Annotated in this window: 23 protein-coding genes and 1 tRNA gene; 14 read left to right on the plus strand and 10 right to left on the minus strand. The window is 57.4% G+C overall.

What is annotated here, in order from left to right; all coding sequences use genetic code 11:
- Window position 1: 1 nt before the first annotated feature.
- From ACR0DK_RS13185 to ACR0DK_RS13205, 5 genes are all read right to left on the minus strand, one after another.
- Entirely contained in the window at window positions 2-2,002 is a 2,001-nt protein-coding gene (locus ACR0DK_RS13185; protein WP_480736508.1) for a tetratricopeptide repeat protein, read from the minus strand.
- 155 nt (window positions 2,003-2,157) lie between these two features.
- Window positions 2,158-3,291, minus strand: coding sequence for an N-acetylglucosamine-6-phosphate deacetylase (gene nagA, locus ACR0DK_RS13190; protein ID WP_223118203.1), 1,134 nt, complete (start codon window positions 3,289-3,291; stop codon window positions 2,158-2,160).
- Window positions 3,288-4,316 carry an SIS domain-containing protein gene (locus tag ACR0DK_RS13195; protein WP_170645878.1) on the minus strand — a complete coding sequence of 343 codons (1,029 nt, stop codon included), beginning with the start codon at window positions 4,314-4,316 and terminating at the stop codon, window positions 3,288-3,290. Before ACR0DK_RS13195 ends, nagA begins: the two co-directional genes overlap by 4 nt.
- A 12-nt stretch (window positions 4,317-4,328) precedes the next feature.
- Window positions 4,329-5,084: a GntR family transcriptional regulator gene (locus ACR0DK_RS13200; RefSeq protein WP_170393434.1), complete on the minus strand. Its 756-nt coding sequence runs from the start codon at window positions 5,082-5,084 to the stop codon at window positions 4,329-4,331.
- Window positions 5,071-5,958 (minus strand): glucosamine kinase nucleotide-binding domain-containing protein, encoded by an 888-nt coding sequence (locus ACR0DK_RS13205; protein ID WP_480736511.1) that lies wholly within the window; start codon window positions 5,956-5,958, stop codon window positions 5,071-5,073. Before ACR0DK_RS13205 ends, ACR0DK_RS13200 begins: the two co-directional genes overlap by 14 nt.
- Before the next feature lie 159 nt (window positions 5,959-6,117).
- Here ACR0DK_RS13205 and ACR0DK_RS13210 point away from each other — a divergent pair, with 159 nt between their 5' ends.
- The 6 genes from ACR0DK_RS13210 to ACR0DK_RS13235 all read left to right on the plus strand — a co-directional run bounded on the left by ACR0DK_RS13210 (window position 6,118) and on the right by ACR0DK_RS13235 (window position 12,142).
- A complete protein-coding gene (locus ACR0DK_RS13210) occupies window positions 6,118-7,041 on the plus strand; it encodes an N-acetylmuramic acid 6-phosphate etherase (RefSeq protein WP_170421117.1) in 924 nt (307 codons plus the stop codon).
- A complete protein-coding gene (locus tag ACR0DK_RS13215; RefSeq protein WP_170405048.1) occupies window positions 7,038-8,288 on the plus strand; it encodes an ABC transporter substrate-binding protein in 1,251 nt (416 codons plus the stop codon). The genes ACR0DK_RS13210 and ACR0DK_RS13215 overlap by 4 nt, the downstream gene beginning before the upstream one ends.
- Window positions 8,289-8,354: 66 nt before the next feature.
- On the plus strand, window positions 8,355-9,269 hold the full coding sequence (locus ACR0DK_RS13220; protein ID WP_170731892.1) for a carbohydrate ABC transporter permease: 915 nt from the start codon (window positions 8,355-8,357) through the stop codon (window positions 9,267-9,269).
- A 10-nt stretch (window positions 9,270-9,279) separates the two neighbouring features.
- The gene (locus ACR0DK_RS13225; protein ID WP_170393445.1) at window positions 9,280-10,119 is read left to right on the plus strand and encodes a carbohydrate ABC transporter permease; all 840 of its coding nucleotides are present in this window, start codon (window positions 9,280-9,282) and stop codon (window positions 10,117-10,119) included.
- Window positions 10,116-11,150 (plus strand): Gfo/Idh/MocA family protein, encoded by a 1,035-nt coding sequence (locus ACR0DK_RS13230; protein ID WP_480736514.1) that lies wholly within the window; start codon window positions 10,116-10,118, stop codon window positions 11,148-11,150. The genes ACR0DK_RS13225 and ACR0DK_RS13230 overlap by 4 nt, the downstream gene beginning before the upstream one ends.
- Window positions 11,147-12,142, plus strand: a complete 996-nt coding sequence (locus ACR0DK_RS13235; RefSeq protein WP_170662208.1) for an ABC transporter ATP-binding protein — start codon at window positions 11,147-11,149, stop codon at window positions 12,140-12,142. The genes ACR0DK_RS13230 and ACR0DK_RS13235 overlap by 4 nt, the downstream gene beginning before the upstream one ends.
- 27 nt (window positions 12,143-12,169) lie before the next feature.
- Here the strand turns inward: ACR0DK_RS13235 and ACR0DK_RS13240 are convergent.
- Window positions 12,170-12,256 (minus strand) — tRNA-Leu (locus tag ACR0DK_RS13240).
- Window positions 12,257-12,385: 129 nt separating this feature from the next.
- Here ACR0DK_RS13240 and ACR0DK_RS13245 point away from each other — a divergent pair.
- Together ACR0DK_RS13245 and lipB are read left to right on the plus strand one after the other, a co-directional pair.
- Entirely contained in the window at window positions 12,386-13,045 is a 660-nt protein-coding gene (locus ACR0DK_RS13245; RefSeq protein ID WP_480736516.1) for a DsbA family oxidoreductase, read from the plus strand.
- A 39-nt stretch (window positions 13,046-13,084) separates the two neighbouring features.
- Window positions 13,085-13,741: a lipoyl(octanoyl) transferase LipB gene (gene lipB, locus ACR0DK_RS13250; RefSeq protein WP_480736518.1), complete on the plus strand. Its 657-nt coding sequence runs from the start codon at window positions 13,085-13,087 to the stop codon at window positions 13,739-13,741.
- 314 nt (window positions 13,742-14,055) lie between these two features.
- On the opposite strand, the gene ACR0DK_RS13255 is transcribed toward lipB, so the two are convergent.
- Together ACR0DK_RS13255 and ACR0DK_RS13260 are read right to left on the minus strand one after the other, a co-directional pair.
- A complete protein-coding gene (locus ACR0DK_RS13255) occupies window positions 14,056-14,991 on the minus strand; it encodes a cation diffusion facilitator family transporter (protein ID WP_170393456.1) in 936 nt (311 codons plus the stop codon).
- Window positions 14,992-15,477: 486 nt separating this feature from the next.
- Complete coding sequence (locus ACR0DK_RS13260; protein WP_170610159.1) at window positions 15,478-15,897, minus strand: HIT family protein; 420 nt, start codon at window positions 15,895-15,897, stop codon at window positions 15,478-15,480.
- A 278-nt stretch (window positions 15,898-16,175) separates the two neighbouring features.
- Between ACR0DK_RS13260 and ctaD the strand changes: the two genes are divergently transcribed.
- The 4 genes from ctaD to ACR0DK_RS13280 all read left to right on the plus strand — a co-directional run bounded on the left by ctaD (window position 16,176) and on the right by ACR0DK_RS13280 (window position 20,240).
- The gene (gene ctaD, locus ACR0DK_RS13265; protein ID WP_170393460.1) at window positions 16,176-17,834 is read left to right on the plus strand and encodes a cytochrome c oxidase subunit I; all 1,659 of its coding nucleotides are present in this window, start codon (window positions 16,176-16,178) and stop codon (window positions 17,832-17,834) included.
- A 231-nt stretch (window positions 17,835-18,065) separates the two neighbouring features.
- Window positions 18,066-19,025, plus strand: a complete 960-nt coding sequence (locus ACR0DK_RS13270) for a bestrophin family protein (RefSeq protein ID WP_480736520.1) — start codon at window positions 18,066-18,068, stop codon at window positions 19,023-19,025.
- An 83-nt stretch (window positions 19,026-19,108) separates the two neighbouring features.
- Window positions 19,109-19,708 (plus strand): 2-hydroxychromene-2-carboxylate isomerase, encoded by a 600-nt coding sequence (locus tag ACR0DK_RS13275; protein ID WP_170393465.1) that lies wholly within the window; start codon window positions 19,109-19,111, stop codon window positions 19,706-19,708.
- Window positions 19,709-19,754: 46 nt separating this feature from the next.
- Complete coding sequence (locus ACR0DK_RS13280) at window positions 19,755-20,240, plus strand: DUF2244 domain-containing protein (protein WP_170465483.1); 486 nt, start codon at window positions 19,755-19,757, stop codon at window positions 20,238-20,240.
- On the opposite strand, the gene ACR0DK_RS13285 is transcribed toward ACR0DK_RS13280, so the two are convergent.
- Window positions 20,241-20,723: a GatB/YqeY domain-containing protein gene (locus ACR0DK_RS13285; protein WP_170393469.1), complete on the minus strand. Its 483-nt coding sequence runs from the start codon at window positions 20,721-20,723 to the stop codon at window positions 20,241-20,243.
- Between the two features lie 182 nt (window positions 20,724-20,905).
- On the opposite strand from ACR0DK_RS13285, the gene carA reads away from it, so the two are divergent.
- Window positions 20,906-22,072, plus strand: coding sequence for a glutamine-hydrolyzing carbamoyl-phosphate synthase small subunit (gene carA / locus ACR0DK_RS13290; protein ID WP_170510981.1), 1,167 nt, complete (start codon window positions 20,906-20,908; stop codon window positions 22,070-22,072).
- A gap of 62 nt (window positions 22,073-22,134) precedes the next feature.
- Window positions 22,135-24,063, plus strand: coding sequence for a glycosyltransferase family 2 protein (locus ACR0DK_RS13295; RefSeq protein WP_480590743.1), 1,929 nt, complete (start codon window positions 22,135-22,137; stop codon window positions 24,061-24,063).
- Here the strand turns inward: ACR0DK_RS13295 and ACR0DK_RS13300 are convergent.
- Window positions 24,020-24,667: a GntR family transcriptional regulator gene (locus tag ACR0DK_RS13300; protein WP_170393473.1), complete on the minus strand. Its 648-nt coding sequence runs from the start codon at window positions 24,665-24,667 to the stop codon at window positions 24,020-24,022. The genes ACR0DK_RS13295 and ACR0DK_RS13300 overlap by 44 nt on opposite strands.
- Window positions 24,668-24,673: the final 6 nt, after the last annotated feature.

Genomic DNA, 24,673 nt, shown 5'->3' on the forward strand with positions numbered 1-24,673 from the left:
GTCAGGCCTGACCCGAAAGCCGGTTCAGCTGATTGGTAAAGCGCTTGTGAGGCGGATAGAGATCGCGCGCTTTCTCAAGATAGGGACGTGCCTTGTTCTTGTTCCCGCGCCGCATGTGTATCTGGCCCGCCATGCCCTGAATAACGACGGTCACGTCATCAAGATCGGCAGCTTTCAGAATAAGCTTCTCGCCCTGCCCGATCTTGCCCGTCCGCTCAAGCAAGCGACCCATGGCGAACATGAGAAACGGGCTTTCCGGGTCACAAGCCAGCGCCTCAGCCATCGTTCGATGCGCAGCTTCGGTATCGCCTTCTGCTTCGTAAAGTTCGGCCAGCCGCTTTTGGTACAAGGCACTTTCCGGCACACCAGCTACGATCTGGCGGGTTTTATCGATCGCCTGAGCTCCGGATATTTCCCCCAGATGCCTCTGTAGTATCACCCTCGCGCCCAACAATCGCGGGTCGTCTGCTGGTACGTCGTGAACCTCATCGAGTGAGGTAGAAAGCGCTTCCAATCTTTGTTGGTGATCAAAGATACGACTTGCGCGTTGATCCAGCGCCAACTCGGCCCAATCCAAGAGTATGAAATCGAAGTTGCAAGGACGCCTGACAACAACATTGCGCTGAACCAGATACAGGTTATTGAACGGTGGAAATCGGCGTTGCCGAACGACCTTCTGAAACGACCAATCCACAGGCGGCATTAGCCTAAGCGCAAGTTGGGCGCGGTAGAGCATTCTGGACCCCAGCACCACAACATCCGGCCGTAAGGGTTTGGACCAGAACGCTTTAGCAAAGTGCAGCGTCGCCGCACCGCGCTTGCCCTGCATGCCAAGAACAGCGCCGCGCAACGCGCACAAAACAGTATAGTCTTCGGGCCAGAGATGCGGGTTCTGCAATCCCTCTTTGGCATGTGCCTCGCTTTCCTGCCACTTCGACAGGTAAAAACAGTTCAGGGATTGCAGAAGTGGCATAAAGGCGTTGTCGGCCCCGGCGTCCAGAATAGGTTTCGCATTATCATACGCCTCTTCGCAGCGATCCTGCGCTGACAGATGTTGCACCGCCTTTGAATAGATATGCGCCGCCTCTGAGGGATTCAGAAAGGCCGATGGCCCCTTCGCAACCCGTTCGATGAACCGCGCATTGGCCGCCTGCATCTCATCCTTGGACAATACATCGCGGAACACTTTACGCTGCTGCCCCGAAATCCGGGCTGCAGCCATTGAAAAGCCAGATATGTGTGGCGCGATCACCTGATCCGCCCGTGACATCGCAAAAAGCTCCAGAAAGTCCCGCTGCGCCCGGGTCAGAGCCGACAGATCAGCGATATCCGACATCTGCATGAGCTCCGGAAACCGTTGCTTGAAACGGTCTATCACCTCTGGCTGATCCGAAAACATGATCGCCGTCTGGCCCTTGGATTTCTCCAGATGGGCCTCGTAAAACTCGTCAGGTTCGATCTTGGCGGGCCAGATCGAATGCTTCCATGGTAATCCGTTCAGGATTTCTCCGCGCCGAATGTGGTAAGCCGAAACCCCCTGCCCCGAGAGCTTCTGATCCGCGCGATCCATGATCTGACGAACCTCATCCACAAATCCAACGCTATGTATGAAATCGCGATAGCGGGGACGGATGGTTTCGATATCTTCCCACGGGAAGCCAAATATCTCGCTCGCTTCTTCGACCAGAACCGAACGGCCAGACGCCAAATGGTCGATCAGCCGCTCGGGTGATGGATCGTTTTGGAAGGCCCAAATTGGCAGAGCGGTCGCGCTTATCGTGTCGAACTCTGCCTGATCAAGGAAATGCGCATCCATCCAGTCTTTGGTGAATAACTCCTCGGGATGATCCAACTCCGGCGCATCGGCGCCTTGCGGGAACCAGTTCACCCGGTAGTCTGTCCCAAAGTCTTCGGCCAGACGGATACAGGTCAGGATCATCAGCAGGCGCGCGCCCAAACAATCCGTACGCTGACCAATGAAAACGCCACGCGTTTGGATCATTGCGCGATCCGGGTGGTCAATGCCCTGCCAACTATTCCAATTATCTGATACATACAGACATTCCCAAACCACGTTCGCCTAAGGTCTTACACAACCGCTACAGTTGAGGCGAGATGTGAAAAACGCGCTGTTTCGCAATTTGTTGCAACACGAGGTTAAGCAACCGCCGGACGGGCCTGCGACAAATCCGGAGAAATGCGAATGGCCTGCGAGATCAAGTTCAGGCACGCGATTGAGCGCTGGGAAATGATATCCGCCGGAATGCGTGTGGCCGCTGCCAAGGCGTCCGTCAGTGAAACGCCGACATCCGTTGTCAACACGCGCAGCGCGGTGGTCAGGTTCAGATCGGCCCCGGCCAGGGTTCCATCCGGTAAGGTCAGCCTGCTGTTTTCACGTTGGATGACACGCCCTTCCAGCTTGAATTCCTGCAGATCCGTTCCAGCAACGGCCATCGCGTCGCTCACCAGAAACAGATGCCCCGGCCCCTGTTTAGCTGCAAAGGCGGCGCGCATCGTCTGCGGGTGAACATGGATTGCATCCGCTATCAACCCGGCAGACATCGCACCGCTGGACAAGACTGCGCCAACCAGCCCCGGTTCGCGGTTGCCCAACTGACTCATCGCGTTAAACAAATGGGTGGCGCAGTGCGCGCCCGCCTGTGCGTAAGCCACGCAGGTCTGAAACTCGGCATCACTGTGCCCCAACGACACGATGACCCCCGCCTTGCTGAGCGTTTCGACCTGAGCAATCGTGACACTTTCAGGCGCAAGCGTAACCATCAATGCAGGCAACGCCCCTGCCGCTTCTATCAGCTGTGCAAGATCAGCGTCCTGCATCCGGCGGATCAGCCCGCCGTCATGCGCGCCCTTGCGTCGCACCGAGAGATGCGGCCCCTCAAGATGCAAGCCGACAATCCCCTGAACTCCGCGCTGAATGGCCTGAGAAGCAGCAGAAATGGCAGCCGTTGTCTTTTCGGGCGTGTCCGTGATCAGCGTCGGAAGGATCGACGTCGCGCCAAGCTTGCGATGAGCCGCCGCAATACGCTGTAATGTCTCGACCGATGGATCGTCGTTGAACATGACGCCTCCGCCGCCATTCACCTGCAAATCTACATAGCCGGGGCTTAAAATATCGCCCGACAGATCCTGAACCATCTCATCCGAAGGCAACTCGGCTTCGGGCAAAATACTGTCGAGCAGCCCGCCGACGAAACGGGCGGCGTGGCCGTCCTTCAGGGTTTTACCATCAAAGATAGGCCCGCCCGCGAAGGTGATCGTCGCATCGGTCATACCGTCTCCGTCACTTTCCGCAGGTGACGCGGTGCATCGGGATTGATGCCCCGGCGCGTGGCCACAGTTTCGACCATACCGTAGAACGAAGCGATTGAGGCTACCGGATCTGTCATCCAGTGCGTGGTGCGGACATGTGGTAGCCTCACGGCATCAGACACCTGATTGGTCGTTGCGAAGACTTTTGCGCCCTTAGCTGCGAGCGCATCGGCGACTTCGGCGATGTTGGCCTCAGCCGCGTCTCCGGACGAGAACGCAATCACCGGAAAGCCCTGATCCACGATCGAAACCGGGCCATGCAGAACTTCGGCCGAGGAATAGCTCTCCGCATGAATTTGGCAGGTTTCCTTGAATTTCAGCGCCGCCTCATTCGAAATTGCCCAGGACATCCCACGTCCCAAAGTGAACAGGGATTGGCCATCGACTGCCTCGACCACCGCACTCCAATCGCAGGTGATCGCCCGCGATAAATCTTCCGGCAATTTGTGAATTGCAGCCAGCAAGGTATCGTCGCCCTTGACCTCGGCCAGCAACCAAAGCCCGGCGACCAGAGAGGTGACGAAAGTCTTGGTGGCAGCCACGCTAAGCTCGGGGCCTGCAAGGATGGGCAGAGCCGAGGTGGCGTTCTGGGCCAGTGCAGACGTGGTATCGTTCGTGATCGCCACCGAATACGCGCCGCCTTCTGTCAGGGACTTCGTCAGCTGTACGATGTCGGGGCTTTGACCCGATTGGGATACCGAAATACACAGCGCACTGGGGCATCGCATATCGACCCCATAGATCGATTTCACGCTCGGCCCAACCGAGGCCATGGGCAGGCCCAGCAGCAGTTCCGAAGCGTATTTCAGATAGCTGCAGGCATGGTCCGACGAACCTCGCGCAACCGAAATCAGGAAGCCGGGATCGTGCGCGCGGATCGCGCTGGCCGTCTTTGTAATCGCCGTGGCACCATCAGTGAGAAGCCGATCAACGGCAAAAGGTATCTCATTGATTTCCTGCCGCATTTGAGTTGTATCGCTGGACATGAGCCCCGCCTTTCAGGTTGACAGACGCAGCTCTGCCACGAAATCGTAAGCATCGCCGTGATAGATGGATCGGGTCAGTTCAGCAACGCGCCCGCTTTCTAGATACGAGGTCCGCTGAATGCGCAGCCCCGCCGTACCTTCTGCAACATCAAGCAATCCAGCCTCGGTTGCTTCGAGATTGATGGCCGAGATTTTCTGGATCGCGCGCACCGGACGATTGCCTGAGTGTTCGAGAAAGGCATAGAGAGATCCGGTAACCTCAGTCGGGTTGGGCAATATATCCAGCGGCAACGCCGCGCGTTCCAGCGCCATCGGTCGCCCGCCAGCCGCGCGCAGACGATGAATGCGGGCGACCTGATCACTCGCCGATAGGCCCAGCGCCAGCATTTCATCAGGTGACGGCAGGAATATTCCGCGCTCCAACCAGGTTGAAGTCGTTTCAAAACCGCGCCTCTCCATGTCTTCGGTAAACGAGGTCAAATGCGACAGCGACTGCTCAACCCGCGCAACCGCTTGACGCACGAATGACCCCGAGCCTTGCCGCTGTTCAATCGCGCCTTTGCGCACAAGTTCCTGAATCGCCTTGCGGACCGTCACCCGCGACAAGTCCGTCAGTTCGGCAATCTCGCGCTCGGGCGGGAGTGAACTGTTCGGGGCCAGAATACCCTCTTCGATCCCCTGCTCCAACCGCTGCCGCAGCTGTACGTAACGCGGACCGGCAGTCTGACCCAGCCAACCCTCGGGCCGCAGGAAGTCAGCAACGCTCATGTCGGGTCTCCTTTTGAAAGGCGTGGGCCAACGCGATGGCACCGGTCAACGGATCGCCCAGCGGGTCGGCCAATTCCTGTTGCATCTGTGCGGGAAGAAATTCCGCGTATTGCGGGCCGATGCCGCCGGTCAGGCAGGTCGAAAGGCCGGGCATCCAGCCCATCGCCAACATCTGATCTGTCAGATACTGTGCACTTTCCTCCATGATCGACAACGCAAGCGCATCTCCTTGCTTTGCGTGTTGCGTGACAACAGGCGCCAGCGCTCCGAACTCGGTAGGCGACATCTTGGAGGCGGCCCTGACAATCCCAGCAGCGCCATCAAAACGCGACAACAGGCTGTCCGCCAAATCAGACGCAGGCTTCAGAGCGTCCACACAGTCAAGCGTAAAGGCCAAAGCCCGCCGCCCAACCCATTGCGCCGAGGCCTGATCCCCGAGAACAGGTCCCCAGCCCCCGGCAAATGACCTGCGATCCCCATTCTGGACCGCCAGAAAAGAACCCGTTCCGCAATGCGCTACGAAACCGTCTTTCGAACCCAACGCACCACGTAATGCGGCGGGCCTGTCATCTTCAATCAGAACATGGTCAAATGGCAGCTTTTCTGCCAGCCGATCAGCCAGCGCGCGCCCCGTGATACCGGCCAGCCCCAAGTAGGCTGGCGCACGAGCGATTTGAGTTGCCTCTAGTCCGGCACGTCGGGCCAAAGCAGCAATTCCGTGCATCAACTCAGCGCAGGCTGCGTCAAAATCGGTTGATACATTTGCCGCACCAACCTCGACACACTGAACCGCAGAGCCGTCTGAAACAGCAAGACGGCAGCGTGTTCCACCGCCATCAGCGGCCAGCACAATGGTATCAGAAGGGCGACTCATGGAGATACCTTTATAATACCTATTTCAAATTTTGAAGACCAAATTACGCAATAATGCAGTAATAGTTGTCTAAATCTTGAAAATAGTGGGCGTAAAAATAAAATGGTAGACTAATGGTATCTAAAAGGTATGATATTCAAAATCTCGGGGGAGAATCACGTGACCAAGCCAGTTACCGAACAGCTACATCAAGACGCGATCGGACTTGACGCCCGACCGCTGACTGAAGTGGCCGAGCTGCTGGCCCGCTCGCAAGCCGACGCTGCCGCTGCCCCGCTTTCCTCGCTGCCCACCCTCTGCGCAGGCGCAAAAGCTATGGCGCAATCCATCCGATCGGGCGGGGTTTTGCGCTATTTGGCGGCAGGCTCTTCCGGCTTGATGGCCGCCTCGGATGCGCTGGAACTCGGGGGAACTTTTTCGATACCAGCCCGCCAGATTCGCATCCACATGGCAGGTGGATTGCCCTCAGGAGTTGAGATGCCGGGAGATGTCGAAGATGCCACCGACAGCCTTGCCCGAGACCTGGCCGATCTTTCTGCCAAAGACACCTTGATCACCGTCTCGGCCAGCGGAACCACACCGTACACAACCGCAGCAGCGCGGATCGCGCGGGACAGAGGCGCCACAGTTATCGGCATTGCCAATAACGGGGGCACCGAACTGTTGCAGCTTTCTGACCATCCAATCCTGCTTTCGACACCACCTGAACTGATCTCGGGCTCTACCCGCATGGGCGCTGGTACAGCGCAGAAAATCGCACTGAACATGCTTTCGACGCTGATGGCGATGGAGCTGGGGCATATTCAGGACGGCATGATGATCAATTTGCGCGCTGACAATGACAAGCTACGCGCCCGAGCCAACGGGATCGTCTGTCAGTTGACCGGTGTTTCCTCCGCGCAGGCTACAAAGGCGTTGACTGCGGCAGAGGGCAACCTCAAATGCGCGGCCCTTTTGGCTGTAGGCGCAGGGTCCCTGGACGCGGCGCAAGCAATGCTAAGCAACACCGACGATCACCTCCGCCCTGCGCTGGAGCGGATGAAACAAAACCAAGAAACCATCAACCTGGGAGATATCAAATGACACGCAAAGTTCTGAGCCTTGCCATGATGAGCACGGCGCTGGTCACAAGCGCCTATGCGCAAGAGGCCACTTTGACCATCGAAAGTTGGCGAAACGACGATCTGGCGTTGTGGCAGGAAAAGATCATTCCGGCGTTCGAGGCCGAGAATCCCGGCATCAAAGTAATATTCTCGCCCTCTGCACCGGCAGAATACAACGCTGTCTTAAACTCAAAGCTCGAGGCCGGATCGGCTGGCGATCTGATTACCTGCCGTCCGTTTGATGCCTCGCTTGCGCTATACGAGTCGGGGCACCTGACCGATCTGTCTGATCTTGAGGCCATGGGAAACTTCTCGGACGTGGCCAAATCTGCGTGGCAAACCGATGACGGTTCAGCCAGTTTCTGCGTCCCGATGGCGTCAGTGATTCACGGCTTCATCTACAACAAAGATGCGTTCAATGAGTTGGGCATCGAAGTTCCAACTACCGAAGCTGAGTTCTTTGCCGCCCTCGATAAGATCAAGGAAGACGGTACCTATATCCCGATGGCGATGGGCACCAATGACCAGTGGGAAGCCGCAACGATGGGCTATAACAACATCGGCCCGAACTACTGGAAGGGTGAAGAAGGTCGTCAGGCGCTGATCAAAGGCGAGCAGAAGCTGACCGACCCCCAGTGGGTCGCCCCGTATGCGACACTGGCCAAGTGGGCCGACTATCTCGGCGACGGGTATGAAGCGCAAACCTATCCCGACAGCCAGAACCTGTTCACGCTGGGTCGTGCAGCGGTCTATCCAGCAGGCAGCTGGGAAATCTCGGGCTTCAACACGCAGGCCGATTTCGAAATGGGCGCCTTTAAGCCACCGGTCCAGAACGCGGGCGACACCTGCTATATTTCGGACCACACCGATATCGGCATCGGCATGAACGCGGCGAGCGAGAACCAGGAAGCTGCGCGCACCTTCCTGGCTTGGGTCGCAAGCCCGGAGTTCGCCAGCATCTTCGGTAACGCCCTACCCGGCTTCTTCCCGCTGTCCAGCACTCCGGTCGAGCTGGAAGATCCACTGGCCAAGGAAATCGTCGGTTGGCGGGATGAGTGCGAAAGCACAATCCGCTCGACATACCAAATCCTGTCGCGCGGCACGCCGAACCTCGAAAACGAGACTTGGGGTGCATCCGTTGCAGCCATCAAGGGTGCCGAGACACCCGAAGCACTAGGTCAGCAACTGCAAGACGGTCTGGCCAGCTGGTACGCACCGCATCAGTAACAACTAGGCCACTCACACCGGACGCGGCTACCGCGTCGCGTCCGGACCTTTCCCCCGGAGATTCCCATGCAGACCCGCCGCATACGCTGGCACATTGCCGTTTTCCTCGCCCCTGCGGTGCTGGTCTACACGGCAGTGATGATCTTCCCCTTGTTCAACACACTGCGCCTCGCACTGTTCACCGAGGTTGATCAGACACGTATCTACGTGGGCTTGCAGAATTTCCGCACCCTGTTCTTCGATCCGATCTGGTCCGAGCAGTTCTGGAACGCTTTGGGCAACAACTTCTGGTTCTTCCTGATCCACATGCTGGTTCAGAACCCCATCGGCATCGCTTTGGCCGCGCTTCTGTCGCATCCACGCTTGCGGTTTGCCGCGCTCTATCGGTCCGCGATCTTCATTCCGACCATTCTGAGCTTTGTGATCGTCGGTTTCGCGTGGAAGCTGATATTGTCCCCGCTTTGGGGCATCGCACCTTCAATGCTGGACGCCATTGGTCTGAAGTCGCTGTTTGCACCATGGCTGGGCAAGGAAGAATACGCGCTGACAACACTGGCACTTGTCTCGGTCTGGCAATTCGTCGGCATCCCGATGATGTTGATCTACGCCGCCCTGCTGTCGATCCCCGAAGAGATCATTGAAGCCGGAGAAATAGACGGCATCACCGGTGCTTCGGCGTTCTGGAAGATCAAGCTGCCGCTGATCATTCCCTCGATTGGCATCATCTCGATCCTGACATTCGTCGGCAATTTCAACGCGTTCGATCTGATCTATGTATCGCAAGGTGCACTGGCGGGCCCGGATTTCTCAACCGACATCCTCGGCACCTTCATGTACCGCACCTTCTTTGGCTTCCAGCTGCAACTTGGCGACCCGCATATGGGCTCCGCCATCGCTGGCGCCATGTTCGCCATCATTCTCGTGGGTGTCTGCATCTACCTCTTCGGCATCCAGACCCGGATGCGCCGGTACCAACTGTGAGGATAGCCGGATGAACAAAGCACGCCATAACCCGCTGAACACGGCCGCCATGCATGGGGCGCTGATCCTCTACACGTTGATCGCCCTCTTCCCGGTCTTCGTGATCATCATCAACAGCTTCAAAACCCGACGCTCGATTTTCCGCGAGCCGCTCGCTCTGCCCGATGCCGAAAGCTTTTCTCTCATCGGTTACCAGACGGTTATGAAACAGGGGGATTTCTTCCTCTATTTCCAAAACTCACTGATCGTGACCGTGGTGTCGCTGGCCTTCGTTCTGCTGTTCGGCGCCATGGCCGCTTTTGCCCTGAGCGAATACAAATTCAAGGGCAACACTCTGATGGGCCTCTATCTGGCGCTTGGGATTATGATCCCGATCCGCATCGGCACCGTGGCGATACTAGAGATGATGGTGGCAACCGGGTTGGTGAACACCCTTTGGGCCCTGATCCTTGTCTATACCGCGCAAGGTCTGCCGCTGGCGGTGTTCATCCTGTCTGAATTCATGCGGCAAGTCTCGGACGATCTGAAGAACGCAGGCCGCGTCGATGGGCTGTCCGAATACACCATATTCTTCCGATTGGTCCTACCGCTGGTCCGCCCCGCCATGGCGACCGTGGCCGTGTTCAACATGATCCCCATCTGGAACGACCTCTGGTTCCCGCTGATCCTTGCCCCGGCCGAGGAAACCAAAACACTGACGCTGGGCAGCCAGGTCTTTATCGGCCAGTTCGTCACCGACTGGAACGCGGTTCTGTCGGCGCTCAGCATGGCGATCCTGCCGGTGCTGGTGCTCTATGTCATCTTCTCGCGCCAACTGATCCGCGGCATCACTTCAGGAGCTGTCAAATGACCAAAGTTCTGATCGCTGGCCTCGGCAATATGGGGCTGAGCCACGCTTTGGCCCACCATCACCACCCGGACGCTGAAGTCGTGGGGCTGGTGAACCGGTCTGGCCGCGTGGATCATCCTGGCCTGACAGGCTATCCAGCCTATTCTGAGTTTCACACCGCTCTGGCCGAGACCAAGCCCGATCTGGTGGTCGTGGCGACCTACTCCGACAGCCACGCCGATTTCGCCTGCGCGGCGATGGAGGCCGGGGCGCATGTATTTGTCGAAAAGCCGCTAGCGACCACTGTGGCAGATGCCAAACGAGTCGTCGCGAAAGCCATTGAAACCAAACGCAAACTGGTCATCGGCTACATCCTGCGCCATCACCCTTCATGGATGCGCCTTATTTCCGAGGCGCGCGACCTGGGCGGGCCCTACGTGTTCCGGCTGAATCTCAACCAACAAAGCAGCGGGGCCGAGTGGGAAACACACAAAGCTCTGATGCAGACCACCTCGCCCATCGTCGATTGCGGTGTGCATTATGTCGACGTGATGTGTCAGATCACTGACTCCGACCCCGTGCGAGTCCACGGCATGGGCCTGCGCCTAAGCGATGAGATCGCCGAAGACATGTACAACTACGGCCAGTTTCAAGTGGTCTTCGAGGATGGCTCGGTCGGCTGGTATGAGGCCGGTTGGGGCCCGATGATGTCCGAAACCGCGTTCTTCGTGAAAGACATCGTGTCGCCCAACGGCTCGGTCTCGATCACCGATGGAAACAAGGGCGCATCCGCCGATATCGACGGACACACCAAGGTTGGCGGCCTTCTGGTCCATCGCCCCGATGGCAACCAGACAATCGACATGCCCGATGAGCCCGGCCATCAGCAGCTCTGCGATGCCGAACAAGCCTATGTGCTGCGCGCCATCGCCGAGGACATCGACCTGACCCGCCATATGAACGACGCCGTGCAATCGCTGGCCATCTGTCTAGCTGCCGATGAAAGCATCCGCACTGGCCAACCCATTTCGCTGAAAGAGGCACGCACATGACCGCCCTGACGCTGACAAACGTGAACAAGTCCTTCGGCACTGTCGAGGTACTGAAAGATATTAACATCGAAGTCGAAGACGGAGAATTTGTCGTCTTCGTCGGCCCCTCCGGCTGCGGCAAGTCCACCCTGCTACGCGTGATCGCGGGGCTGGAGGACGTGACTTCGGGCGAAGTGCGCATTGGCGGAGAGGTGATGAACCTTACGCCCCCCTCGAAACGCGGCATCGCGATGGTGTTCCAAAGCTATGCACTCTATCCCCACCTGAATGTGCGCAAGAACATGTCGCTGGCACTGAAACAGGAAGGCCAGAGCAAGCAGGTCATCGAAGAACGCGTCGCCAAGGCCAGCAAGATGCTGAACCTTGAGCCCTATATCGACCGTTACCCCTCGGAACTATCCGGCGGACAACGCCAACGCGTCGCTATCGGCCGCGCCATTGTGCGTGAACCCAAATTGTTTCTGTTTGACGAACCTTTATCCAATCTGGACGCCGCCCTGCGTATGAATACGCGACTGGAAATCGCCAACCTGCATCAGCAGCTCGATGCATCGATGATCTACGTAACCCATGACCAGACCGAGGCGATGACGCTCGCTGACAAGATCGTCGTCCTGCGCGACGGGCGCGTTGAACAGGTTGGCAGCCCGATGGAGCTATATAATAACCCCGCCAACCAGTTCGTCGCGGGTTTCCTTGGCGCTCCGTCGATGAATTTCTTCCCCGCCAGCGTAATCGGCGACAGCGCGGACACAACATTGGGCATCCGCCCAGAGGACTTGTACTTATCCGACGAAGGCCCCCTGACCGCGAACGTGACACATGTTGAGCATCTGGGCGGAGACACAAACGTGATCGCGATGATGCAAGACCACCAGATCACCGCGCGCCTGTTCGGCCAGCATCAGGTCAACGCTGGTGAATCCGTCCATTTCGGCTACGCCCAGGATCGAACCTATCGCTTCAACCAACAGGGCGCCCGTCTCACCTGACAATTTCGGGTAACGATTTCAGGATGTTGGTGCGGTCGAGAAGACTCGAACTTCCACGGGTGTTACCCCACAGCGACCTCAACGCTGCGCGTCTACCAATTCCGCCACGACCGCACTGCCAATGACTTGGTAGAGGGGCGTATAGACGCTGAGCCGCGCGATGTGAAGAGGCAAAAACACAGCCGATTGAAATCACGTGCTTTAGCCATATCTAACCGCGATACAATGCAATCTGGAGCAGCCATGCCCTCGCCCGATCCCCGCCCTACAGTGCAGATTGATGTCGTCTCGGATGTGGTCTGTCCGTGGTGTATTGTCGGCTTTCGTCAACTCGATGCCGCGCTGAAGCAAGAGAATGTACTGGCCCGATTGCGCTGGCATCCGTTCGAACTGAACCCCAGCATGGGCCCCGAGGGGCAGAACCTGCGGGAGCATATTGCCGAGAAATATGGCTCGACGCCCGAACAAAGCCAGCAGGCGCGCGAGCGTTTGACTGCGTTGGGTACTGAACTTGGGTTCACTTTCAATTTCACTGATGACAGCAGAATCGTGAACACCTTTGCCGCGCATCAACTGCTTGACTGGGCGGAAACACAGGGGCGTCAGCATCCGCTGAAACTGACCCTGTTCGAAACCTATTTCACCAAGCAACAGGATGTCTCTGACGTCGAAGTGTTGATGGGCGCGGTCGAGACGGCCGGGCTCAACCCGGAGGCGGCGCGAACCGCACTTGAATCAGGTGCGCATGCCCAACCGGTGCGTGAAAAACAAGATTTCTGGACCAGCCGGGGTATCTCGGGCGTGCCTTCGATGGTGTTTGGAGGGAAATATCTGCTGACCGGCGCACAGGGCACGGACACTTATGAGCAGGTCCTGCAACGCTGCCTGGCCGAGGCCGCCTGACCCCTTCCCCCTGCCCCGCAGACGGTCTAAGGAACGAGCATGGAATGGAAGACTACCGACGGGCTGATCGACTACGACGAGGCCAATGCCTTCATGGAGGCGCGCGTTGCCGCGATTGCAGCGGGTGAAGCGGACGAATGCATTTGGCTGTTGGAACACCCGCCGCTTTATACCGCTGGGACTTCTGCCAAGCGAGAAGATCTGACCGATCCGGATCGCTTTCCGGTCTATGAAAGCAAGCGCGGTGGACAGTACACCTATCACGGCCCCGGTCAGCGCGTTGTTTACGTCATGCTTGATGTGGGCAAACGCGGTCATGATGTGCGCCGCTTTGTGCAGCAGCTTGAGGCATGGGTGATTGCGGCTCTGGCCGAGTTCAATGTCACCGGTGAGATCCGCGACGGCCGCGTGGGCGTCTGGGTGCAACGGCAAGACAAGCCGCTGACGATCACCGGCCAGCCAGCCGAGGACAAGATCGCGGCCATCGGCATTCGCCTGCGGAAATGGATCAGCTTTCACGGCATCTCAATCAATGTCGAGCCGGACCTGTCACATTTCACCGGTATCGTGCCCTGCGGAATTCAGGAACACGGGGTGACCTCACTGGTCGATCTTGGGTTGCCGGTGACCATGGATGACGTCGATGTTGCGCTAAAAAAGACCTTTGATGAGGTCTTCGCCACCGAAGGCGCCTAGTTTATAGGTGATTCCACGTATTCGGACAGATCTGGCCAGAATATGCAAAAGACAATGCTAGTATTTGGGGCACTCTGTTTCGAAAATCATTCAGAAAATTCCTTTGAATGGTCTCAATTCGCCTCAAATTCAGGGATTCTTCACATCCTCTCCTTACAAACGCCATCTGACCACATAGTATGTAATGACCGTTCATGAGTGAGTGGTGTGTTAACCGGTGATCTCAGGGCTGCCCTGCGAAATCCGTGAAAGTGTTTGGTTACGAGTCTGCCGTTCCGACCCCATATCGGAACGGCAATTCTCGTTTTAGGCCCCTAAATCTGTTGATGCCCAAATCGGGTTGATCCGACGCAAGCGTGCCCGCTGGCTTCGATTTCAAGCGTAACATGACCAAGCCCAAACTTGTTCTGCAGAACCTGCTTGACCATCACCCGGATATCCTCGGCACTATCTTGTGCGTCGGGTTTAATGACCAGATGCGCCGACAGCGCGGGCTCACGCTCCTGCATGCTCCACAGATGGATGTGGTGAACTCCTGCCACGCCCGATACGCCTTCAATGGCTGTGGCGACCTCTTCCGGATCCAATTCTGTTGGCGCGCCCAACATCAGAACGCGTATGGTTTCACCGATCTCGGATTTGACGTGCCAAAGGATGTAAAGTGAGATCATGATGGTGACCGCTGGGTCGACCCAAGTCCAGTTGAAGACAATTACAGCGGTACCTGCGACAATCACGGCGACGGACCCCAATGCATCGGCCACATTGTGCAGGAATGCCGCACGAATATTCATGCTGTCCTTGGACATGGAATAGGTCAGCATAGCGGTGACAAGGTCGACGACCAATGCGATCCCAGCGATCCAGACAACGATCCAGCCATTAACCGGCTCGGGCTCGACAAACCGCATTACGCCTTCGTACAGCAGATAGACCGACAGAACGATCAGTGTTGTGTAGTTAACCAGCGCCGCTACAACCTCGGCCCGGCCATACCCGAAACTCATACGCGCGTTCGCGGGTCGACGAGCGATCTTGCGGGCAAAGAATGCGATGACCAGCGCAATCGCATCTGACAGGTTGTGCAAGGCGTCCGCAATCAAGGCAAGCGACCCTGAAATAACCCCGCCCACAATCTGTGCCAGCGTCAAGAACATATTGACCGCGATGGCCCAGGCAACGCGCGCATCGCCGGCCTGCGGATCAACATGCGCGTGGCTGTGCCCTTTGTGGGAATGCTGATGAGCCATTTTAGTGTGTCCTATTTACTGAATCACCATGCTACATAATTCCTCTAGTGACTAGAGGTTCAAGGGGGTGTTTTCGAAAATGAATGCAATCGGGGCTCCCTCATTTCGCACTGGATTCAAAGCACCTACGATCCGGTTCTGGACTTCTACCGCCGTTCGAACCTACTGCGGGTAATCGGCGCCGCTATGACGAAACCGCGCTGCGGCGGTTGCAATGCGTACGCCATGGCCAAGATCTGGCCACCCGTTGGCCCAATTAGAGGCTTTGCTCACACTCGAAAGTGCAAATGGAAAAACTTGAACCGGGCTAATGAAATCGCCGGACAGCAGCCTGATGTTTTACGAGTCCGGATCGCACGCATGAAATGAATGGAACAAGACTGATCCGTATTCCTCAGGTCTGCGACGGGCAGCGCGATTACGCAAGTGTCGTGCTCCATGCGTTTGGTGATCACGACGCCTGCGACAGCTCGCTTCGAAGGTGGATCAGGTCAGTGCCGCGCGGATCTTGTCGGCGTGTTGAGCAATCAGGTCAAAATCGCCCATTTTTCCGGGCGGGCGTATCGAGACGCCCTCGTGGCGCGGCAATACATGCACATGAAGGTGAAATACCTCTTGCCCGCCTGCGGCCTCATTGAATTGCTGAACGGTGACGCCATCAGCGTCAAACGCTTCTTTCACAGCGTGAGCCATCTTCTGTACCGTCGCCATCACCGCTGCCAGTTGCTCGGGCGTTGCATCCAGCATGTTGCGACAGGAGGTTTTGGGGATCACCAACAAGTGCCCGTCCGCCCGGGGCATGATATCCATCAGCGCGACGGTGTCGTCGTCTTCATACACACGGTTTGACGGGATTTCTCCGCGCAGGATCTTGGCAAAGACATTTTCGGGATCATAAGCGGTCATTACAGGCCTCCGGTGTTGGACTTACCCGTTGTTCTGAGGCGCCGCTTGATGCGGGTCAAGCGGGTTTCCCCGTCACCACTTGTAATCGCGGACTGAATCCCCAAATCCCTCGCATCCGAGGTCAGATTATCGCGCAGCACAGTCTGCCCGCGACAATTAATCTTGATCCAGATCAAACTCGACCATTGAAGGTCGCCCCTTCGCAATCTAAAACCAGCAGGAATCCCGCGCGTTGGAGAGGTCCGACTGCGCGGTACAGTTGCAACAGGAGGCACCTAATGGCAGACGCAGCCATTCATGGTCACGAGCATGAAGATCAGCGCGGCTTTTTCACCCGCTGGTTCATGTCGACCAACCACAAGGACATCGGGATTCTCTACCTGGTCTTTTCGGCCCTTGCCGGTCTGATCTCGGTTCTGATGACTGTCTATATGCGGCTCGAACTGATGCACCCCGGTGTTCAGTATATGTGCCTCGAAGGTTTCATGGCCGATCCATGTACCCCCAACGGTCACCTCTGGAACGTAATGATCACCTATCACGGTGTTCTGATGATGTTCTTCGTGGTCATCCCTGCCCTGTTCGGCGGTTTTGGCAACTATTTCATGCCGTTGCAGATCGGCGCGCCGGACATGGCGTTCCCGCGGATGAACAACCTGTCCTTCTGGCTGTATGTCGCTGGCACCTCGCTGGGCGTCGCCTCGCTGCTCAGCCCCGGTGGTAATGACCAGCTTGGTTCAGGTGTTGGCTGGGTTCTGTATCCACCGCTGTCGACGACCGAAGGCGGCATGTCCATGGACCTTGCGATCTTCGCCGTGCACGTATCGGGCGCCTCCTCGATCCTCGGCGCGATCAACATGATCACCACCTTCCTGAATATGCGTGCCCCGGGCATGACACTGTTCAAGGTGCCTCTGTTCAGCTGGTCGATCTTCGTCACTTCGTGGCTGATTCTGCTGTCGCTGCCGGTTCTGGCAGGCGCGATCACCATGCTGCTGATGGACCGCAACTTCGGCTTCACCTTCTTTGATCCGGCCGGTGGCGGCGATCCGATCCTGTATCAGCACATCCTTTGGTTCTTTGGCCACCCGGAAGTGTACATTGTGATCCTGCCCGGCTTTGGCATCATCAGCCACGTGATCGCGACCTTCGCGCGTAAACCAATCTTCGGCTACCTGCCGATGGTATGGGCGATCATCGCGATTGGTGTTCTGGGCTTTGTCGTGTGGGCGCACCACATGTACACCGTTGGCATGTCGCTGCGTCAGCAAGCGTACTTCATGCTGGCCACGATGGTCATCGCGGTTCCGACCGGCGTTAAGGTCTTCTCGTGGATCGCGACCATGTGGGGCGGCTCGATCGAGTTCAAAACCCCGATGCTGTTCGCCTTCGGCTTCCTGTTCCTGTTCACCGTTGGTGGTGTGACCGGCGTTGTGCTGTCGCAGGCCGGCGTGGACCGTGCCTATCACGACACCTACTACGTCGTTGCGCACTTCCACTACGTGATGAGCTTGGGTGCCGTCTTCGCGATCTTCGCTGGCGTGTACTTCTACTTCTCGAAGATGACGGGCCGTCAGTATTCCGAGTTCTGGGGCAAGGTTCACTTCTGGCTGTTCTTCATCGGCGCCAACCTGACCTTCTTCCCGCAGCACTTCCTGGGCCGTCAGGGCATGCCACGCCGCTATATCGACTACCCTGAAGCGTTTGCTCAGTGGAACTTCGTTTCGTCGATTGGTGCGTTCATCTCGTTCGCCTCGTTCCTGCTGTTCTTCGGCATCGTGATCTACGCCCTGCTGCGTGGTGCGAAAGAGACACGCCCGAACCCGTGGAACGAATACGCGGATACGTTGGAATGGACCCTGCCCACGCCGCCGCCTGAACACACGTTCGAGCAGCTGCCCAAGCAGGAAGACTGGGATAAGGGCCACGCGCACTAATCCCGCCATATGAACCAAACTCAGCAAAGCCCCGCCCCGCGCGGGGCTTTGTGTTTTTTATGCCCCCAGTCCGCAACTTGCTGCACCCAACACGTAGACGCACCAAAGATCAGGCCGCTAGTATTTGCGAAAACAGCATAATCTAAGACGGGTGCGCGCCACATGATTCTCCATCACGGCATCACACTTCGGCAACTGGTCAAAGGCTCTGCCGGGTTCATTTGCATCGTCATGGCCTGGATACTCCTGCTTGAACTAGTGGATGAAGTTACTCCGCTTGAGTTGATCTCGAACTCCAGCCCACCGGTGACGATGCTGGGTTTGGCAGTGGCATTTTTTCTGGGTTTCAAGAACACCTCGGCCTATGGCCGCTGGGTCGAGGCCCGCAAGATCTGGGGGGACATCGTCAACGCCAGTCGCGATTGGGGCAACACGATCAGCAATCTGGTTCAGGCTGACGGCACGCCGCTTGCGCCCGAGATACGGCGTGAATTGCTGGAACGTCATATCGCTTGGCTCAACATGCTGGCATTTCAGCTGCGCCAGCCCGCAACGCATGGACGTGCCCGCCGCCCGTGGATGTTCGGACACAAACCGGTCGTGGACAAAATCGCGCTGCATCAGGAACCCGAATGCTGGCGCGATACCCAACTGGCGGCTGATTTGCCTCTGCTCGAAGGGAAATCCAACCGTGCCGCGTACCTGTTGTTTCTTCAGGGTAAGCGGCTTTCATCACTGGCGCAATCCGGCAAGATCGACCCCTATTGGCATGTGGCGCTGATGAACCGGCTAGCACGGTTTGCAGACGCGCAAGGCCAAAGCGAACGTATCAAGAATACCCCCTTCCCACGGCAGGTCGCCGAGGTCGGACGCATCTTCAGCTATATTTTTATCTTCATGTTACCGCTGGCGTTGAATGACCAACGCTCGATCACCGCTGGCATGGGCTACTCGGTAACAAAATCCGTTCTGCTTGACTGGGCAGTCTTTGCTCCGATCGGAGCGTTGGTTTGCTGGATTTTCTTCGTGACTGAACGGGTCAGCGCCTCGATGGAGGACCCGTTCGAAGGCGACGTAACCGATGTTCCGATCTCGTCCATCTGCCGCATGATCGAAATCGACCTGCGCCAGATGACTTCCTGTGGCACTGCCCCTCAGCCGACAGAACCCATCGATAAAGCGTTACTTTGACCATTTAAATTGGGCAAAGATCGAAAAAACCTCCGTTTTGCGGTATTCTGGTTGGCAAAGCCCCTTTTGACAGGAGCCTTGCTATGCCCGAGATCGACTTTTGGTATTCAATCGGCAGCACTTACAGTTTTCTGACCATCACGCGCCTGGATGGCTGGTGCGAAGAAAACGATGCGACGGTAACCTGGCGCCCCTTCAACGTGCGCACGGTGATGTCGGAACAGCAAAATATACCCTTCGCGGGCAAACCGGTGAAGTCGGCCTATATGTGGCGCGATATTGAGCGGCGCGCCGCGAAATATCACATCCACGCCAAACTTCCCGCCCCCTATCCAATTTCTGACCTGGCGCTGGCAAATCAGGTGGCTTTGCTGGGCATGCAGGACGGCTGGGGCGCGGGGTTCACGCAAAATCTTTATCGGATCTGGTTCGAGGACGGGATTGAGGCCGGTAGCGAAAGCGCCATTTCCGAAGCCCTGCTTCGGTGCCAACAAGATCCACGCCTGATGCTTGCCCGTGCCCGCAGCCCGGACGCTGTTGCAGCCTTGGAGGACGAGACAAACAAGGCCATCAAACTGGGGGTTTTCGGCGCACCCAGCTTTGTTGTCCGCGACGAAGTGTTCTGGGGCGATGACCGGCTTGACGATGCCCTGTCATGGGTCCGCGTCGGCCACGTTGTCTGACTGATTTTTGCTTCGACATTGCGCCGGTCTGAGCTAGGTTCTCGCCATGCCTTATCAATGGACAAAAAACTCGGACGCTGAACAGGAACTGCGGCTTTGGCCGCACAACTCCTTGCCACCACGTGGTGCAATGACCGTCATCTTGTCGGTTTTCCTGTTCGGACTGATCCCGCTGCTGGCGATGTTGGGTTCGATCGTCCTGTGGGGTCTGCTGCCGTTCCTGCTGCTGACGGTTCTGGGCCTCTGGTTGGCAATCCAGACAAACTATCGCGCGCGCAGCGTGTTCGAGGTTCTGACCTTAGGCCAGACGCAAGCCCACCTTGTGCACCACCACCCAGACAAGGGCGATCAGGAATGGACCTGCAATCGCTATTGGGCCCGCCCCGAAATGCACACCAGCGGTGGTCCGGTACCCCACTACGTAACGCTGATCGGCGATGGGCGCGAAGTTGAGATCGGCGCGTTCCTGTCCGAAGACGAGAGGATCGCGCTGTTTGATGATCTGAGTCAGAAACTGCGCAAATCGACGTGATTAAGCGCCGTTCGAGTTAGCGCAAAGATGATCTTTGACCATCGGTCCTACTTTGCCGAAATCCATCTGACCGGTATAGCGCGACTTCAACTCGCCCATCACCTTGCCCATATCGCGGATTGAGCCCGCCCCAGTAGACGTGATGGCGGTCTGAATGGCCTTGCTAACTTCGTCGTCGTCCAGCTGTTTGGGCAGGAATTCCTCAATCACCTCAACCTCGCGCAGTTCCCGCTCGGCCAAATCAAGGCGTCCACCCTCTTCGTAGGCGCGTGCGCTTTCCTTGCGCTGCTTGGTCATTTTACCCAGAATTTCAAGCACTTCGGCATCGCCGCAGCCTTTGGTCTCTTCATTGTCAGAGGCGCGCGAAGCAATATCACGATCCTTGATCGCCGCATTGATCAGGCGCAGTGTCGAAAGACGCTCGGCGGCTTTGTCTTTCATAGCTTGCTTCAGGGCAGAGTTCACCCGTGATCGCATATCCATATGGTCTGTCCATCCCCATGGCAAAGGAACCCTGACCATATCGAAACAAAAAGGTTGGTACAACAGTGGACATTAATTGTAACTCATTGATTTTTAACAATAGCCCAAAATTTGAACAGACTTGACCCTAGCGTATAACCCACTTAGTTATGCGCCCGTTTACCTTGCAGGAGAGTCGCGCCATGGCCCAGAACGCCCCGTCCAAGCCCACCGCATGTCTGGCGTTGGCCGATGGAACCCTGTTTTACGGTGTGGGCTTCGGCGCAACCGGTCAAACCGAGGCCGAGTTGTGTTTCAACACCGCCATGACGGGCTATCAAGAGATCATGACCGATCCTTCTTATGCGGGCCAGATCGTGACCTTCACTTTCCCGCATATCGGCAATGTCGGAGTGAATCCCGAAGATGACGAAACCGGCGACCCGGTGGCAGCCGGGATGGTGGTCAAATGGGACCCGACCGAGCCGTCGAATTGGCGCGCGACAGAAGAGCTAAAAAGCTGGTTAGCCCGCCGTGGTCGCATCGCAATCGGCGGCGTCGATACCCGCCGCCTGACCCGCGCGATCCGCCAGCAAGGCGCACCGCACGTGGCGCTAGCTCATGATCCCGAGGGAAACTTCGATATCGAAGCCCTGATTGCTGCAGCGCGTAGTTTTGCGGGTCTCGAAGGGATGGATCTGGCCAAAGAAGTCACCTGCGCCCAAAGCTATCGCTGGGATGAGATGCGTTGGGCTTGGCCCGATGGCTACCAGCGTCAGGAAGCTCCGATGCACAAGGTGGTCGCGATCGACTATGGTGCCAAGCGCAACATCTTGCGCTGCCTCGCCTCGGCGGGTTGCGACGTAACCGTATTGCCCGCCACCGCAACGGCTGCGGAGGTGCTGGCACACAAGCCGGACGGAGTGTTCCTGTCAAACGGACCCGGCGATCCGGCGGCTACCGGCGAATATGCTGTTCCGATGATAAAGGAAGTGCTGGATACAACAAATCTGCCCGTCTTTGGCATTTGCCTAGGCCATCAGATGCTGGCACTGGCGCTTGGCGGGCAGACGATCAAGATGAACCACGGCCACCATGGTGCCAATCATCCGGTCAAGGATATGGAAACCGGCAAGGTCGAGATCACCTCGATGAACCACGGCTTCGCCGTGGACGCGGAAACACTGCCCGATGGCGTAGTCGAAACGCATCGCTCTCTGTTTGACGGCTCGAACTGCGGCATCCGCATGACGGGTCGCCCGGTTTATTCGGTGCAGCATCATCCAGAAGCGTCACCCGGCCCGCAGGACAGTTTCTACCTGTTCGAACGCTTTGCCGCGGCGATGGCGGATCAAAAAGCACAAGCTTAAAGGCGAATTCAACAGCGTTAACCGTGTGTTAACTCTGACTAAGCAACCCTGCCGGATGTTACATGCGGCAGGGTTTCGTTATGGTCGAATTGAATCTCCAGCGTCAGACACTGGCGCAGCCTGTGCCCGGGCCGCATTCGCGCAAACCGCTCGGCACATGTCTCGTCGAACAAGGCATCATCACACCCGACCAGTTGGCGCGCGCCCTGCGGATGCAAGTATTCCAGAACGCGCCATTGGGGGAAATACTGGTCAGTGAAGGATGGGCCAGCCGTGCGCAGGTTCTCTCGGCGCTGTCTGACCAAACCGGCCTTCAGATCGCCGATCTTGCGCAGGTACCACCTGCCGCAGACCTCTGTTTGCTCGAACCGGTCGAGTTTTGGTTGGAGCACAATGTACTGCCCTGGATGCGTGTGGGGCCAATCCTGCTGATCGCTACAGCCAGGCCAGATACATTCGACGCAGTGGCAGACGCATTGAAACGCCACCGTTACACAATCATCCCGGTTCTGGCAGGACCCGAGCAGATCGATGCCGCCATCGCCCGTCAATATGCTCAACCGCTGGCACAAGCTGCAGAAACTCGCGTTGAGGCGCGGCAAAGCTGCAGGAATTGGTCGGCCCAGACGCGCCGTGGGCCGATCATTGGATTTATCCTGTTCGCGGCACTCTGTGTTTGTTTCCCGATAGTTGGCCTCGGCCTTCTTTTGGGCTTTGCACTGCTGACCCTAGGACTGTTCTTGTCTCTCAGGCTCTCGGGGCTCATTGCTTATCTGTGGCGAGAAAAATCTGAGCCAACAACAAAGACCTCTGAGTCACTTCGCCTACCCCGCGTCTCGATCCTTGTGCCGCTATATAAGGAACGCGAGATTGCCGATGACCTGATCGCCCGGCTGCGCCGCCTGACCTATCCCAAAGCGTTGCTGGATGTCATTTTGGTGCTGGAAGAGCGGGATGACGTAACCAATGAGGCGCTCAGGCAAATAGAACTGCCAACCTGGATGCGCGCCATTGTTGTGCCGGATCGGGGTGACCTGACCACCAAGCCCCGTGCGATGAACTATGCGCTGGATTTCTGCCGTGGAGAGATTTTGGGCGTTTGGGATGCCGAAGACGCGCCGCAATCCGATCAGATTGAAACCGTTGTCCGCCATTTCGCGAACGCCCCAAAGGAAGTGGTGTGCCTGCAAGGTATTCTAGACTACTATAATCCGCGCACCAATTGGCGGTCGCGCTGTTTTAGCATCGAATACAGCGGCTGGTTTCGCGTCGTCCTGAAAGGCATCGCGCGAATTGGTCTGGTCGTTCCGCTGGGCGGCACAACCTTCTTTTTTCGCCGTGACAAGCTGGTCGAACTGGGCGGTTGGGATGCCCATAATGTCACCGAAGATGCCGATCTGGGTGTCCGCCTAAGCCGTGCCGGATATCGGACCGAGATCGTCAGCACCACGACCTATGAAGAGGCGAACTTTCGCGCCTGGCCATGGGTCAAGCAGCGTTCGCGTTGGCTGAAGGGGTTCATGGTCACCTATCTGGTGCATATGCGCGCACCACGCCAATTGCTGCGCGATCTGGGGTTGCTGCGCTTTTTGGGCTTACAGGCCTTTTTTCTGGGAACACTGGGCCAATTCCTTCTGGCCCCGCTTTTGTGGGCGTTCTGGCCCATCTTTTTCGGGCTGCCCCACCTGTATCAACCAATCCTGACACCCGGTTTATTGACTGCCTGCGTGGTTCTGTTTCTCGTCGCCGAAGCCGCCAACCTATTGGTGGGTATCTGCGGTGTCATCGCAGGCAAACGCAGGTTCCTGCTACCCTGGGTGCCGACCATGGTGCTTTACTATCCGCTGGGCGTGTTGGCGGCCTACAAAGGCCTGTGGGAACTGGCGGTCAATCCGTTCTTCTGGGACAAGACCCAGCACGGCCATGCGGTCGAGGAACGTGAGGCCGCTATTTCTCGCGCCGGATCGCATCCTGTTTCAGCCGCGTCATGAAAGCGACCGAAATGTGATCCTGCAACGCCTTGGCCGCCGCGTCCTCGTCTCGCGCCGCAATCGCGTCCACGATGCCTTTGTGCTCGCTCTGCGCAATCTCGCCACGCCCTTCTGCGGCCAGCGATGTGGTCGCCATCAAGGCCATGGTCCGATGCACCAGATCAAGCTGCTGCACCAGATAGCGGTTATGCGAAGCCAGGTGAATCTGTTCGTGAAATCTCCGGTTGGCCCGCGACAGCGCAACAGGATCTCCGATCAACTCATTATCGGCCACCACCATGTCCCGCAGGACCCGAATTTCCTCTTCGGTTGCGTGTTTTGCGGCCAGACGTGCGGCCAGCCCTTCCAATTCACGCCGGACAACATAAAGCTCGGCCATCTGGTTGTGATCCAATGAGGCCACGATCAACGACCGCCCGTCCCGTTCCAGCAACGACTGCGTTTCCAGCCGCTGCAGCGCCTCGCGGATCGGAGTACGCGAAACGCCAAACCGCTCGGCCAGTTCGCTTTCCACCAGCCGATCACCAGGCTTGTAGACACCGACGTCTATCGCTTCGAGAATAAGGCTATAGGCGTCCGTATTGGACTGTTTGGATTGGGGCATCGGCTG

The sequence above is a fragment of the Ruegeria sp. CE6 genome, from assembly GCF_056537485.1.

Excerpts from the sequence above, each read along its gene's own strand:
- ACR0DK_RS13185 (WP_480736508.1), bottom strand. The coding sequence starts at position 2,002 with ATGATCCAAACGCGTGGCGTTTTCATTGGTCAGCGTACGGATTGTTTG.
- nagA (WP_223118203.1), bottom strand. The coding sequence starts at position 3,291 with ATGACCGATGCGACGATCACCTTCGCGGGCGGGCCTATCTTTGATGGT.
- ACR0DK_RS13195 (WP_170645878.1), bottom strand. The coding sequence starts at position 4,316 with ATGTCCAGCGATACAACTCAAATGCGGCAGGAAATCAATGAGATACCT.
- ACR0DK_RS13200 (WP_170393434.1), bottom strand. The coding sequence starts at position 5,084 with ATGAGCGTTGCTGACTTCCTGCGGCCCGAGGGTTGGCTGGGTCAGACT.
- ACR0DK_RS13205 (WP_480736511.1), bottom strand. The coding sequence starts at position 5,958 with ATGAGTCGCCCTTCTGATACCATTGTGCTGGCCGCTGATGGCGGTGGA.
- ACR0DK_RS13215 (WP_170405048.1), top strand. The coding sequence starts at position 7,038 with ATGACACGCAAAGTTCTGAGCCTTGCCATGATGAGCACGGCGCTGGTC.
- ACR0DK_RS13220 (WP_170731892.1), top strand. The coding sequence starts at position 8,355 with ATGCAGACCCGCCGCATACGCTGGCACATTGCCGTTTTCCTCGCCCCT.
- ACR0DK_RS13225 (WP_170393445.1), top strand. The coding sequence starts at position 9,280 with ATGAACAAAGCACGCCATAACCCGCTGAACACGGCCGCCATGCATGGG.
- ACR0DK_RS13230 (WP_480736514.1), top strand. The coding sequence starts at position 10,116 with ATGACCAAAGTTCTGATCGCTGGCCTCGGCAATATGGGGCTGAGCCAC.
- ACR0DK_RS13235 (WP_170662208.1), top strand. The coding sequence starts at position 11,147 with ATGACCGCCCTGACGCTGACAAACGTGAACAAGTCCTTCGGCACTGTC.
- ACR0DK_RS13245 (WP_480736516.1), top strand. The coding sequence starts at position 12,386 with ATGCCCTCGCCCGATCCCCGCCCTACAGTGCAGATTGATGTCGTCTCG.
- lipB (WP_480736518.1), top strand. The coding sequence starts at position 13,085 with ATGGAATGGAAGACTACCGACGGGCTGATCGACTACGACGAGGCCAAT.
- ACR0DK_RS13255 (WP_170393456.1), bottom strand. The coding sequence starts at position 14,991 with ATGGCTCATCAGCATTCCCACAAAGGGCACAGCCACGCGCATGTTGAT.
- ACR0DK_RS13260 (WP_170610159.1), bottom strand. The coding sequence starts at position 15,897 with ATGACCGCTTATGATCCCGAAAATGTCTTTGCCAAGATCCTGCGCGGA.
- ctaD (WP_170393460.1), top strand. The coding sequence starts at position 16,176 with ATGGCAGACGCAGCCATTCATGGTCACGAGCATGAAGATCAGCGCGGC.
- ACR0DK_RS13270 (WP_480736520.1), top strand. The coding sequence starts at position 18,066 with ATGGCCTGGATACTCCTGCTTGAACTAGTGGATGAAGTTACTCCGCTT.
- ACR0DK_RS13275 (WP_170393465.1), top strand. The coding sequence starts at position 19,109 with ATGCCCGAGATCGACTTTTGGTATTCAATCGGCAGCACTTACAGTTTT.
- ACR0DK_RS13280 (WP_170465483.1), top strand. The coding sequence starts at position 19,755 with ATGCCTTATCAATGGACAAAAAACTCGGACGCTGAACAGGAACTGCGG.
- ACR0DK_RS13285 (WP_170393469.1), bottom strand. The coding sequence starts at position 20,723 with ATGGATATGCGATCACGGGTGAACTCTGCCCTGAAGCAAGCTATGAAA.
- carA (WP_170510981.1), top strand. The coding sequence starts at position 20,906 with ATGGCCCAGAACGCCCCGTCCAAGCCCACCGCATGTCTGGCGTTGGCC.
- ACR0DK_RS13295 (WP_480590743.1), top strand. The coding sequence starts at position 22,135 with ATGCGGCAGGGTTTCGTTATGGTCGAATTGAATCTCCAGCGTCAGACA.
- ACR0DK_RS13300 (WP_170393473.1), bottom strand. The coding sequence starts at position 24,667 with ATGCCCCAATCCAAACAGTCCAATACGGACGCCTATAGCCTTATTCTC.